Consider the following 12,101-nt stretch of genomic DNA (forward strand, 5'->3'; position numbering starts at 1 on the left):
GTTCGTTCGGTCGCATGTGGTCGGAATACGTCCATCATTCCGACCACATGCGACCGATCGAGGGGTGGTGCGGGTCTGAGGGGTGGGTCCGCGTTCGCTAGACGCGTTCGATGATCGTGGCGTTGGCCATGCCGCCGCCCTCGCACATGGTCTGCAGCCCGTAGCGCCCGCCGGTGGCCTCGAGCTGGTTCACGAGGGTCGTGAGCAGGCGCGTGCCCGAGGACCCGAGCGCGTGGCCGAGGGCGATGGCGCCGCCCCGGGGGTTGAGCTTCGCGACCTCCGCCCCGGTCTCGGCGAGCCAGGCGAGCGGAACGGACGCGAACGCCTCGTTCACCTCGTAGGCGTCGATGTCGTCGTGGCCGAGGCCGGCGCGGGCGAGCACGCGCTCGGTCGCCGGGATCACGCCGGTGAGCATGTACAGCGGATCGCTGCCCACGACGGCGAACGAGCGGAATCGCGCGCGGGGCGTCAGTCCGAGCTTCTCTGCGGCATCCGCACTCATGATGAGGGCGGCGGATGCGCCGTCGGTGAGCGGCGAGGAGTTGCCGGGCGTGATGCGCCAGTCGAGCTCGGGGAACCGCTCGGCCAGCGCGTCGGTGCGGAAGGCCGGGTTCAGGCCGGCGAGCCCCTCGGCCGTGGTGCCGGGGCGCACGGTCTCGTCGGCGAGCGAGGCGTGCGCGTCGAGGCCTGGCACGGGCACGACCTCGGTCGCGAACGCACCCGACTCCCCCGCGACTGCGGCGAGCGCATGCGAGCGAGCCGCGTAGGCGTCGAGCTCGGCGCGCGAGAGGCCCCACTTCGCCGCGATGAGCTCGGCCGAGACGCCCTGGTTCACGAGCCCGTCGGGGTAGCGCGAGCGGATGCGGCTGCCGTACGGGTCGGCGCCGGCCGCGCTCGAGCCGAGCGGCACGCGGCTCATCGACTCGACGCCGCACGCGATGACGATGTCGGCCTGGCCGGCCAGCACGGCCTGCGCCGCGAACGTCGCCGCCTGCTGGCTCGACCCGCACTGGCGGTCGATCGTGGTGCCCGGCACGTGCTCGGGGAACCCGGCGGCCAGCACGGCGTTGCGGGTCACGTTGTACGACTGCTCGGCGACCTGGCTGACGCATCCGCCGATCACGTCGTCGACGAGACCGGGGTCGAGGTCGTTGCGGTTCACGAGCGAGTCGAGCACGCCCGCCAGCAGGTCGACCGGATGCACGCCCGAGAGCAGGCCGCCCGGCTTGCCCCGGCCCGCCGGAGTACGGATCACATCGACGATGACGGCTTCGGCGCTCATGCGCCAAGCCTACGGCGGCCCGCGGTGCCCGCGCCGCTCAGGGGTAGTCCGGATGCCGGGGGCGGCCGCACGCCGGAGGATCGGCGCATGACGAAGCCCGTGAAACTCGCCATCATCCGAGCCCGGCACGACCCGGCCGCGCCTGCCCTCGGCGACCAGCCCTTCATCGACCTCCTCATGGTCGGCTCCTCCTCAGTGCTCCGGTACTGGGAGGACACCACGCGCAAGCACCTCGACTTCATCGACACGGCCCTCATGCCGTGGGTGGACATCACCCTCGGCGACAGCGTGCGGCGAGCGACCCAGGCCGAGCTCGCGATCGACGCGCTGCGGGCGAAGTTCCCGGGGAGCGACCCGCTGGCCGGCTTCCAGGGCGTGGTCGTGCTCACGTACCCCGGCAACCGCCAGATCCCGAATCCGAAGGCCGGGCTGCCCGGTGAGGCTGCCACGATCACGCAGGGCTTCGACGCCGGCGCCACGACCGTGCGCGGATTCCCGGTCGCCGTGCTCCCGATCGCGTCGAGCAACCACACCTTCATGGCGCACGAGGTCGGGCACGTGCTCGGCTTCGAGCACAGCTACGGCCTGCTGAACAACGGGGCCGACTGGGATCCGAACGATGCGACGGTCGTCGAGGACCCGGTCTACGGCTCGCCGTTCGACCTGATGTCGTCGGCGTCGTTCGGGGAGCGGTGGCTCGGTGCGGGCCCGCGCTGGGACTCGTCGCCGACGCGCAGCCTCACGGCCGTCGCCGGGTGGCCGACGCCCGGCGCATTCGGCTCCGCCGGTCCGAACGTGTCGCGCGCGCACCTGCATCGACAGCTGCCGGACGCGATGGCCGGTTCGGTCGTCGAGCGCCCGTTCCCGACGACGGGCTCGGTCTCGGTTCGACTGCGCAGCGCGTCGGCGGATGTCGCGCGCCAGGGTGCCGGCCGACAGCCGACGCTGCTCGTGCTGCACCCCGCGGGCGAGCCGGCGAGCGGCGTCGGCCGCATCTACGTCGAGTTCCGCACGGCCACCGGGTGGGACGCCGGCCTCGATCCGGTGGGGCCCGACCTGTCGCGCGAGGGCGTCGTGGTGCATTCGCTGACGGATGTCCCCGGCACCGGTCCGCGCACCTGGTACCGCGGCGTCGTGCCGCTCAACTCGATCGATACCGACGTGGCGGTCGACTCGAGCAACCTCACCGTCACGATCGTCGGCGTGGCCGACGACCGAACCTGGGTCGACCTGCGCGTCTCGAACGGGCCGGCGAACCGCACGGTGACCGTGGCCTCGCGCCTCCGCAACGAAGACACCCTGGGCGTCGTCGGCACCGAGACGACCGAGCAGACGCCCTGCGGCGACACGGTTCGCCGCGGCACGTACGCGACGTCGACGCTCGAGATCTTCACGGTGTCGACCGTCGGGTTCGGCGGGATCGGGCAGCCGTCCGCGACCGCGCCGACGGCGACCTGGACGGTCGGCGGGGTGCCCGTCCCGAGCGGGAACGGGGTCGTGCAGGTGCCGTTCGACGGCTCGACGTTCGCGGTCGACACCACGGTCGACCCCGTGACGTTCGAGCTCGGGCTGACCTCGCCGGGCGGCATCCGCCTGGGCGCCGACGTGGTCTGCACGGTCGCCGACCAGACCGGTGCGGCCATCGGGCAGACGAGGTTCGAGGCCGAGGGCTGGTTCGAGGGGTACAACGGCGACGATCTCCCGAAGGTCATCGCCTGCTGGACCCGGCGCATCAAGGACCTCGACATCCGCGTGAAGCCCGGGGACTTCGAGAAGCCGACACCGGATCCGAAGTTCGACTGGCGCGACATCGCGCGCCTGCAGATCGAGTTCGGCGACGCGGTCGTGCTCGAGCGCACCGAGGCACTTCAGCGGGCCGAGAAGCTCCAGCAGGACGAGACGCTGAGGGTGACCGAGGGCCTGCGGGTCGCCGAGCAGCTCAAGGCGGCCGAGGCGCTGAAGACCGCCGAAGCCCTCAGGACCGCAGAGACGCTCAGGACCGCAGAGACCCTCAGGGTGCGGGAGGGGCTGCAGGTGGGCGAGACGGTCGCGGCGCAGCCGTTCGACGCGACGAAGATCTCGACCGTCGGTCGGCTGCGGTTGCAGAACCTGGGCGTCTTCGACCGCTGAGCACGAGATGACGGATGCCGCGGGCCGAACACGTCGGTCCGCGGCATCCGCGCATCTCAGGCGGCGTCGCGTCAGCCGGCGACGAGCTCCGCCGGGGCATCGACGTCGTCGCGAGCGGACACCGAGGCGAGCACGACGGGCTCGCGCGCCGGCAGCACCACGGGGTGCGTGCCCGCCATCGCCTCGATGACGCGCACGACCTGGCACGAGTAGCCGTATTCGTTGTCGTACCAGACGTAGAGCACCGCGTCGGTGCCGTCGGCGATCGTCGCGAGCCCGTCGACGATGCCCGCACGGCTCGAGCCCACGAAGTCGGTCGAGACGACCTCGGCCGACTCGATGTAGTCGACCTGCTGGCGCAGCGGCGAGGTGAGCGAGACCTGCCGCAGGTAGCGGTTGAGCTCGTCCTTCGCGGCCGGGCGCTCGAGCTGCAGGTTGAGGATCGCGAGCGACACGTCGGGCGTGGGCACGCGGATCGCACTGCCCGTGAGCTTGCCGGCGAACGACGGCAGCGCCTTCGCGACGGCCTTGGCCGCACCGGTCTCGGTGATGACCATGTTCAGGGCCGCCGAGCGCCCGCGCCGGTCGCCCGCGTGGAAGTTGTCGATGAGGTTCTGGTCATTCGTGAACGAGTGCACGGTCTCGACGTGCCCGCGCACGACGCCGTACGCGTCTTCGACGGCCTTCAGCACGGGCGTGATCGCGTTCGTCGTGCACGACGCGGCCGAGAGGATGCGGTCGGATGCCGCGATGTCGCCGTCGTTGATGCCGTGCACGATGTTCTTGATCGCGCCCTTGCCCGGCGCCGTGAGCAGCACGCGCGCGACGCCCGTGGAGCGGAGGTGCTGCGAGAGCCCCTCCTCGTCGCGCCAGCGTCCGGTGTTGTCGACGACGATCGCGTCGTGGATGCCGTAGGCCGTGTAGTCGATCGCGGCGGGGTCGTTCGCGTGGATCACCTGGATCAGCGTGCCGTTCGCGAGGATCGTGTTGGCCTCCTCGTCGACCTCGATGGTGCCCGCGAACGGGCCGTGCACCGAGTCGCGGCGCAGCAGGCTCGCGCGCTTCACGAGGTCGTTCGCCGAGCCCTTTCGCACGACGATCGCGCGCAGCCGCAGGCCGGTGGCGTCGCCCGCGTGGGCGATGAGGATCCGCGCGAGCAGGCGTCCGATGCGGCCGAAGCCGTAGAGCACGACGTCGGTGCCCTCGCGCACGGGGCGGGCCGCGCCGTCGGCGGCCTCGGGCGCGAGCACGGGCGCGAGTTCGGTGCGCAGGAAGTCGGCCAGCGGCATCCGCTCGCCCTGCCCCTCGCCCGCACCGGCCGCCGCGTATCGCGAAACGAGCCGTGCGATGTCGATCGACGCCGGGTCGGGTGCGATCTCGTGCAGCGCCTCGAGCACGCGCATCGTGTCGGCGGGGTCGAGCTCGACCTCGCCGGCCTGGCGCGCGAAGCGGTGCGCCTTCAGCAGTTCGATCGGCGAGCGGTTGATGAGGCGGCGGCCGTGGATCGAGGTGACCACTCCGTGCTCGCGGTAGAGGCCGCCGATGAGCGGGATCATCCGCTCGGCGAGCTCCTCTCGGGCGATCCATCGGGCACGGCTGGCGTCGAATTCGTGGCTCACGATCTTCTCTCTCGGTCGCGAGGCACAGGCGGTGGGCGTCGTCGACCAGTCTCCGCGGACGCGCATGCCGGTGGGCAGCGTCGGCCGCATTCACTTCCGGGGGATGCCTCGATCGTACGATGCCGGAGCCTGGACGCGTGCTGTACACCGCGTTGATCGCTGCGCTCGCGCCACGACCCGACGTACAGTGAGGCCGGATGCGTGATCGGATGCCGCGGTCGACTCGGGGGTCGGATGCCGCGGCGAGCCGGGGTCACGCATGCGGCGGTTCGGCTCCGAGGCGTGCCGCGACCGCGGCGATCCACTCGCGGTCCCAGGCCAGTTCGCCGGACCGGAGCCGCGGAACCAGTTGCTCGAGGTGCGCGAGGTCGGCGTCGAGCAGCGCGATGCGGTACCGCTCGTCGAGCTGGAAGAGCTCGGGCAGACCGAGTTCATCTCCCGCCGCGAGCCCGTCGCGGAGCGACGCACGTTCGGCCGCGAGCTTCGCCAGCCGCCGGTCGAGCGCATCGGCGACCTCGGCGGGCGGGAGGAGCATGGCGAACGAGAGCGCGGCGGTGAACCCGGCCCGCTCGGTGGACTCGCTGGAGAGGTAGTGCCGAAGCCACTCGGCGACCGTCGACTCGCCGAGTTCGGTCACGCGGTAGACCGTGCGTTCGGGGCGGCCCGGCTCGCGCTCGACGCGGTCGACGGCGATCAGGCCGCTGCGCTGGAGCCGGTCGAGCACCGGGTAGAGCGACGCTCGCGTGGGGATCGCGACGACCTCGGTCTTGCCGCGTTCCTGCAGCAGCCGGTGCAGGGCGTACGTGTGCAACGGGCGCTCGGCGAGCGTCGCGAGCACGACGAGGGCGGTCGGCGACCGGCGATTCGCAGCGGGCGGCATGCGCTCAGCATAGTTGCGTGACCGAATAGTTGCATACCCGATTAGTTAATGATTGACTATGGCAGCGAGCTCGACCGGCAAAGGTCGGCGGGGAGGGAACGAGACATGAACGCGATCATCATCGGCGGCGGCGTCGCGGGCGCCGCCGCCGCACTGGCACTCCACCGCGCAGGCATCGAGAGCGCGGTCTACGAAGCCCGACCGACGCCCTCCGACGGTGTCGGCGCCTGGCTCACCCTCGCGGTCAACGGCGTCGCCGTGCTGCGCGAACTGGGCGTTCGGCCGCTCGCCGGCATCCCCACTTCGCGCATGCAGCTCGGCCTCGGGGACGGCACCGCGCTCACCTCATTCCCGATGGGCGAGGGCACGATGTCGGTGCGTCGCACCGAGCTGTACGGCGCGCTCCTCGACGCCGTGCGAAAAGCCGGGATCCCGATCCACCACGGCCGACGCATCGTCGGGCTCGAGACGACCGACGCCTCGGCGACCGCCCGATTCGCCGACGGCACGAGCGCCTCCGGGTCGCTGCTGGTCGGCGCCGACGGCATCGGCTCCACCGTGCGATCACTCCTCGATCCGCGCGCCCCGAAGGCCAGGTACCTCGGGCTGCTCAACACGGGCGGCTTCGCCTCGGGCGTCGAGGTGCCGACCGAGCCCGGGCTCATGCACATGATGTTCGGCCGCGACACGTTCTTCTCGTGGCTCGCCTCCGGCGACGGCGACGTGTGGTGGTTCGCGAACCCCGCCGAGCGCCGCGAGCCCGATCGGGCGCAGCTCGCCGGCATCTCGGGCGAGACCTGGCGCAGCAGGCTGCTCGACCTCGTGCGACGCGACGACCCCGTCGCGACCCGGGTCCTCGAGGCCAGCGACCCGATCCACCCGGCGTGGCCGATGTACGACTTCCCGCGCGTTCCAGTCTGGCACCGTGGGGCCGCGGTGCTCATCGGCGACGCCGCGCACGCCGCTTCGCCTTCGTCAGGACAGGGCGCGTCGATGGCGCTCGAAGACGGTCTCGCCCTCGGGCTGCTGCTGGCCGACCGCGGCCCGACCGGCTCCACGACCGGCGTGACGGCGGCGCTCGATCGATACGAGGCGTTGCGCAGACCGCGCGTCGAGCGGGTCATCGCGCAGGGCAAGGCCAGCAGCTCGGGCAAGGCGCCCGGAGCGTTCCGCCCGGTTCGCGACGCGTTCCTGCGGGCCTACTTCGGCAAGCCGCGCGCGACCACCGACACGGCCTGGTTGTGGGAGTACCGCATCGCCGACGCGGTGAACGCGGGTCGCGCCGGCGCCTGATCGTCAGCGCGCGGACGGCGCGACGCGACATCCGATCAGGTGGGTCGGCTGATCAGCCGCTTCGCTCGGTCGGCCAGGTCGGCCCGGTCAGGCGGGCGACACGTCTTCGGCGAAGCGGATGTCGTAGGCGGCGACGCGCTGCGGCACGCCCTCGAACGCCGCGGCGCGCGCATCGGAGGCCAGGTAGGTCGCCTCGAGCTCGAGGAAGGCGTCGCGGTCGCCCTCGGCGCTCACGGCCCACACGAACTCGTTCGACTCGCGGATGCCGTAGGCGAACTCGATCGCGAACCCGGCGGCGGGACGGACCCTCGGCATGGTGGACTCCCACCATGCGACGAAGGCGTCGTACTCTCCATCGACGAGGACATAGCGGCGCAGCTGAATCGTCTTCACGCGTCCATCCTGCCGCACACGGGGCGCGGTCGTTCGCGATCGGATGCCGCGGTCGTCCGCGATCGAATGCCGGGCTCGGACGCCGCGGTCGAACCGCCGTTCACGGCGTCTCGTCGTCGCGCCCCACGCCCCCGGCGATGACCCGCAACGCCCGCACATGCCGATCGAACGCCGAAGCGCCCGCCCTGGTCGTCGCGACCCAGGTTCGCGGGCGGTTGCCCGCGTACCCCTTCGTCACCCGGACGTAGCCGAGCCCGTCGAGATGCGAGATCGCCTTGCTCAGCACCGAGTCGGAGACCTCGAGCAGGTCGCGCAGGGCCGCGAAGTCCATCTCGGTGTCGCGTCCGAGCGCGGCCACGAGCGAGAACCGCACCGGGGTGAGGAACGCGTCGTCGAGCTGGTGCCGCGCGTGCGCCACGGCCCGCTACCGCTCGCGACCGGCGCGGCGCGTGCGCGGCAGCAGCGCGGCGATGAGCATGACGAGGAAGACGAACGCGCCCGCCACGCACGCGACCGGCACCGTAACGGGCGCCGCAGCGAGTTGCACGGCGATGCCGAACATGACGCAGGAGACGAGGCCGAACGCGATCCAGTGCAGCGGGCCCCAGGCGTGGCCGACCGCGAGGAAGCCCCACTCGGTCGTGCGGGCGGCCATGGTCATGAGGATGAGCACCATCGCCCCCAGCGTCACGAACGTGAAGCCCGGCAGCGCGCTGGTCGCGGTGAGCAGCCCGAACAGGAGACCGAGGAGGGCTGTCATGACGCGCGCCGGCGCGCGCATCGGCAGGTTCGTCCAGCGTTCGGCGGGTTGTGCTCCGTTGGGCCGCAGCAGCTGGCGGAGGGGCCTGGCGGCCATCGTCACGAAGAGCAGCGCGGGCAACAGCACGAGCGACCAGGCCGGAAGGTCGACGCCGAAGATCATGACGGCCGCCGCCGCCACGAACGCTGCGAGCAGGATCACGTAGGCGACGATCGCGCGGCGCGGCGTGCGGCTGCGCACACCGAAACGCGCCCGAGCACCCTCGACGAGCCCGGAGAAGCACAGGTTCGGAATGAGCAGGAGGAAGACCGCCGAGCTCGACCCACCGGCATCCGTGGGATTCTGCCCCGCGACGAGGATCAGGAACGCGCCGACGTACCCCGAGACGAACAGGGCGCTCGCGACGAGCAGCACCAGGTACCCGCGCGACGGCCCCCGCTGCTCGGCCGACTCGCGCACGGTCGCAGCCTGCGCCAATGCTGCGGCAGCAGACATCGCGCCGGGCGGTGAGGGTACGGCCGAAGATTCGCTTTCCATCTGGAAACTATAGGCACGACGGAAAGCGAACCGCAAGGCGTTCGCCCGCAGCGGCGACGGTCGGCGCCGCTGCCGTCGGCCGCGGAGTCGGCTGCCGATCACGGTCGTATACTCGTCACGTTCAGGCGCAACAGTGCGCCGGTGCTCGCAAAAGGGGCACGAAGCCCGGTCGACACGTCGCCGGCCGCGCGAGACACATACGGAATCAGCATCCGTTCACCGTCTCTCGAAGGACTTCGCCATGCCCACGACCACCACCGTCTCCGCCCACGTCGCCGCCGCGCTCTCAGCCCACCTCGACCACGTCTTCGGGGTCATGGGCAACGGCAACGCGTACTTCCTCGACGCCCTCGAGCGTGCGACCGAGGTGCGCTTCACGGCCGTGCGGCACGAGGCCGGCGGCGTGGTCGCGGCCGATGCGCACTTCCGCGCCTCCGGCCGGATCGCGGCGGCGACCGCGACGTACGGCGCCGGGTTCACGAACACGCTCACCGCGCTCGCCGAGGCCGCGCAGGCCCACGTGCCGCTCGTGCTCGTGGTCGGCGACGAGCCGACCTCGGGCCCGCGACCGTGGGACGTCGACCAGATCGCACTCGCCTCCGCCGTGGGCGCGCGCACGTACACGGTCGGGCGAACGGATGCCGCGGCCACGACGATCCTGGCCATCGAGCACGCGCTCTCGTACCGCGTGCCCGTCGTGCTCGCGATCCCCTACGACCTCGCGGCGCTCGACGCGGGCGCCGTGCAGCCGGCCCCCGACCTGCGCCTGCCGACGCCGCTCGCACCGCGCGGGCCGTTCGCGGGCGGGGTCGTCACCGAGATCGCGGCGGCGTTGGCCGGTGCGAGTCGGCCGTTCCTGCTGGCCGGTCGCGGGGCCTGGCTCGCGGGCGCCGACGCGGTTGCCGCCCTCGGCGAGCTCGCCGAGGCGACGGGCGCGGTGACCGCGTCGACGGCGCTCGGCCGGGGCGTGTTCCCCGACGAGCGCTTCGATCTCGGCGTCACGGGCGGCTTCGGCGCCGAGGGCGCCATGGAGCTCGTGCGCGAGGCCGACGTCGCGGTCGTGTTCGGCGCCTCGCTCAACCAGTTCACGATGCGGTTCGGCGACCTCTTCGCGCCGGGCACGCGGGTGTTCCAGGTCGACATCCTGCCGGCCTCGACGCATCCGCACGTCGGTGGATTCGTGCGCGGCGACGCGGGGCTCGTCGCGCGCGCGATCGTCGAGGAGCTCGAGGAGCTCGACGCGCTCGACGCGCTCGGCGCGCTCGGCGCGCTCGGCGCGGAGGCAACCCTTCGACAGGCTCGGGGCGGCGCCGGATGGCGCGAATCGGTCGAGATCGCGGCGCTCCGCGAACAGCCGATCGCACCGAGCCCCGACGGCCTCGCCGACGACGGGCGTCTCGACCCGCGGGCGGTCGCCAGGCGCATCGGCGAACTGCTGCCCGAGGATCGCGTCGTCGTCTCCGACGGCGGGCACTTCATCGGCTGGGCGAACATGTACTGGCCGGTCGCCTCGCCCGACCGCATGATCATGGTCGGCACGGCGTTCCAGTCGATCGGACTCGGCTTCGCGAGCGTGCCGGGTGCTGCGGCGGCGAAGCCCGACTCGGCCATCGTGCTCACGACGGGCGACGGCGGGGGGCTCATGGCGCTCGCCGACCTCGAGTCCGCGGTGCGCACCGCGGGCGGCCGGGGCGTCGCCGTCGTCTGGAACGACGCCGCGTACGGCGCCGAGATCAACCTCTACGGACTCAAGGGCCTCGCTCGCGAACCGATGCTGATCCCCGAGGTGGACTTCGCCGGACTCGCGGCGGCCGTCGGGGCCGAGGGCGTCGTCGTGCGCGAGCTCGCCGACCTCGAGGCGCTCGCGACGTGGGCGTCGCGTCCGGTCGCCGAACGCCAGTTCCTCCTGCTCGACTGCCGCATCTCGGGCACGGTCGTCGCGCCGTACCAGGAGGAGATCATCCGCGTGAACAGCTGAGCGGATGCCGCGGCGACCCGCCCCGCGGCACGCTCGACGGCGAGGGCCTCGGCGAGTCGTTCGGGTCGACCGGCCGTGACGTCGGCAGGTTATGGCGGCGGCAGGCTATGGCGGCGGCGGTCCCGGCGTGGAATCGACCCGGGTCAACCGATGCTCGGGATCCCAGGTGCGCCACGTGCCGGGATCATCGACGACGACGCGGTTCCCCGGCTCCGGTTGGAGCAGGCCCGCGTGTCCGTCGAGGTACGAGCGCCACGCCTGCTCACGTTCCTGCGGGGTCAGCACAGCCCACTGCCGCCAGTGATACCCGATCACCTGACTCATGCCGGCGCGCTCGAGCGCCGCCACGCCCTCTTCCGTCTTGCGTGCGTACTGACCCAGCGAACGTGCCGAATAGTGCAGCATCTGCAGCCCGCGGCCCGGTGCTTCGGCGTCGTCGAGGAGCCGGTGGTTGCCTTCGTCTATCCAGACCCAGCGGCGAGCGCGGAACGCGACCTTCGACCAGCCGGTGGGCTCGCATTCGACCTGCACCGACGAGCCGCCCCCGGGCACGAGCAACTCCTCGCCGGGAAGCGGATAGACATGGCGATACTCGCACGAAACGGAGTCGACGGTCAGGGTCGCGAGGTAGGGGGCCAACTTGAGCCCTGGAGCGAACCACTGCTCATCGGCATCGAACGGTATGACCCAATCCGCGCCGGCACGCCAAGCCAGGTGCGCGAGGTAGGACATCTTGCGCCCCTGGAAGAACCGCTCCTCCCGGTCGACGCCCACGTGCACCCGCCGATCCTGGCGCGCGAGACGGTCGAGGATGACGCCGGTCCGATCCGACGAGCCGTTGTCGACGACGATGACGCCGGCCACGCCCTGAGCGAGCATGTGCCGGACGGTGAACTCGATGACGTCCTCCTCGTTCTTGACGAGGCAGATCGCCCAGCTGGAGCCTTCTCGACGTCGACCACGGGGAAGGCCGGGAACGTCGATGCCGCGATTGATCCGTCGCTGGAAGCCGGTGAACGGCTCGATCTGGAACCGTTGGGAACGAGCCAGACTCGATCGCATCTTCGCGAACGACTTCGCGAGCGACCCCGGCCCGGTGATCGTACGTCTCACGCCCACACCGAAACCGTAGTGCCGACGAGGGCGTCGCGCGAGGTCCCCCGCTGTCGGCGTGACGTGATGCATCGGGTGCGCGTCGACGACAGATCGTATACGATCGCAGCAGGCCC

General features: G+C 71.8%; 10 protein-coding genes. 3 read left to right on the plus strand and 7 right to left on the minus strand.

Annotated features, from left to right (window positions below; translation table 11 throughout):
- Positions 1–97: 97 nt before the first annotated feature.
- The gene (locus ATC03_RS14590) at positions 98–1,282 is read right to left on the minus strand and encodes a thiolase family protein (protein WP_067878592.1); all 1,185 of its coding nucleotides are present in this window, start codon (positions 1,280–1,282) and stop codon (positions 98–100) included.
- An 87-nt stretch (positions 1,283–1,369) separates the two neighbouring features.
- Here ATC03_RS14590 and ATC03_RS14595 point away from each other — a divergent pair, with 87 nt between their 5' ends.
- The gene (locus tag ATC03_RS14595; RefSeq protein ID WP_067878595.1) at positions 1,370–3,412 is read left to right on the plus strand and encodes a hypothetical protein; all 2,043 of its coding nucleotides are present in this window, start codon (positions 1,370–1,372) and stop codon (positions 3,410–3,412) included.
- 71 nt (positions 3,413–3,483) lie between these two features.
- Here the strand turns inward: ATC03_RS14595 and ATC03_RS14600 are convergent, their stop codons facing one another.
- A complete protein-coding gene (locus ATC03_RS14600; RefSeq protein ID WP_232338885.1) occupies positions 3,484–4,968 on the minus strand; it encodes a glyceraldehyde-3-phosphate dehydrogenase in 1,485 nt (494 codons plus the stop codon).
- A gap of 316 nt (positions 4,969–5,284) precedes the next feature.
- Positions 5,285–5,911 (minus strand): PadR family transcriptional regulator, encoded by a 627-nt coding sequence (locus ATC03_RS14605; protein WP_067878598.1) that lies wholly within the window; start codon positions 5,909–5,911, stop codon positions 5,285–5,287.
- A gap of 105 nt (positions 5,912–6,016) precedes the next feature.
- On the opposite strand from ATC03_RS14605, the gene ATC03_RS14610 reads away from it, so the two are divergent.
- Positions 6,017–7,204 carry an FAD-dependent oxidoreductase gene (locus ATC03_RS14610; RefSeq protein ID WP_067878601.1) on the plus strand — a complete coding sequence of 396 codons (1,188 nt, stop codon included), beginning with the start codon at positions 6,017–6,019 and terminating at the stop codon, positions 7,202–7,204.
- Between the two features lie 87 nt (positions 7,205–7,291).
- On the opposite strand, the gene ATC03_RS14615 is transcribed toward ATC03_RS14610, so the two are convergent.
- From ATC03_RS14615 to ATC03_RS14625, 3 genes are all read right to left on the minus strand, one after another.
- The gene (locus ATC03_RS14615) at positions 7,292–7,597 is read right to left on the minus strand and encodes a hypothetical protein (RefSeq protein ID WP_067878604.1); all 306 of its coding nucleotides are present in this window, start codon (positions 7,595–7,597) and stop codon (positions 7,292–7,294) included.
- Positions 7,598–7,697: 100 nt separating this feature from the next.
- On the minus strand, positions 7,698–8,015 hold the full coding sequence (locus ATC03_RS14620; protein ID WP_067878608.1) for a transcriptional regulator: 318 nt from the start codon (positions 8,013–8,015) through the stop codon (positions 7,698–7,700).
- A 6-nt stretch (positions 8,016–8,021) separates the two neighbouring features.
- Entirely contained in the window at positions 8,022–8,852 is an 831-nt protein-coding gene (locus tag ATC03_RS14625; protein ID WP_152030971.1) for a hypothetical protein, read from the minus strand.
- A 283-nt stretch (positions 8,853–9,135) separates the two neighbouring features.
- On the opposite strand from ATC03_RS14625, the gene ATC03_RS14630 reads away from it, so the two are divergent.
- On the plus strand, positions 9,136–10,872 hold the full coding sequence (locus ATC03_RS14630; protein WP_067878615.1) for a thiamine pyrophosphate-binding protein: 1,737 nt from the start codon (positions 9,136–9,138) through the stop codon (positions 10,870–10,872).
- 105 nt (positions 10,873–10,977) lie between these two features.
- On the opposite strand, the gene ATC03_RS14635 is transcribed toward ATC03_RS14630, so the two are convergent.
- Positions 10,978–12,057, minus strand: a complete 1,080-nt coding sequence (locus tag ATC03_RS14635) for a glycosyltransferase family 2 protein (RefSeq protein WP_161490349.1) — start codon at positions 12,055–12,057, stop codon at positions 10,978–10,980.
- Positions 12,058–12,101 lie beyond the last annotated feature (44 nt).

The sequence above is a fragment of the Agromyces aureus genome, assembly GCF_001660485.1.
Lineage (GTDB): Bacteria > Actinomycetota > Actinomycetes > Actinomycetales > Microbacteriaceae > Agromyces > Agromyces aureus.

Excerpts from the sequence above, each read along its gene's own strand:
- ATC03_RS14590 (WP_067878592.1), bottom strand. The coding sequence starts at position 1,282 with ATGAGCGCCGAAGCCGTCATCGTCGATGTGATCCGTACTCCGGCGGGC.
- ATC03_RS14595 (WP_067878595.1), top strand. The coding sequence starts at position 1,370 with ATGACGAAGCCCGTGAAACTCGCCATCATCCGAGCCCGGCACGACCCG.
- ATC03_RS14600 (WP_232338885.1), bottom strand. The coding sequence starts at position 4,968 with ATGATCCCGCTCATCGGCGGCCTCTACCGCGAGCACGGAGTGGTCACC.
- ATC03_RS14605 (WP_067878598.1), bottom strand. The coding sequence starts at position 5,911 with ATGCCGCCCGCTGCGAATCGCCGGTCGCCGACCGCCCTCGTCGTGCTC.
- ATC03_RS14610 (WP_067878601.1), top strand. The coding sequence starts at position 6,017 with ATGAACGCGATCATCATCGGCGGCGGCGTCGCGGGCGCCGCCGCCGCA.
- ATC03_RS14625 (WP_152030971.1), bottom strand. The coding sequence starts at position 8,852 with ATGTCTGCTGCCGCAGCATTGGCGCAGGCTGCGACCGTGCGCGAGTCG.
- ATC03_RS14630 (WP_067878615.1), top strand. The coding sequence starts at position 9,136 with ATGCCCACGACCACCACCGTCTCCGCCCACGTCGCCGCCGCGCTCTCA.
- ATC03_RS14635 (WP_161490349.1), bottom strand. The coding sequence starts at position 12,057 with ATGCATCACGTCACGCCGACAGCGGGGGACCTCGCGCGACGCCCTCGT.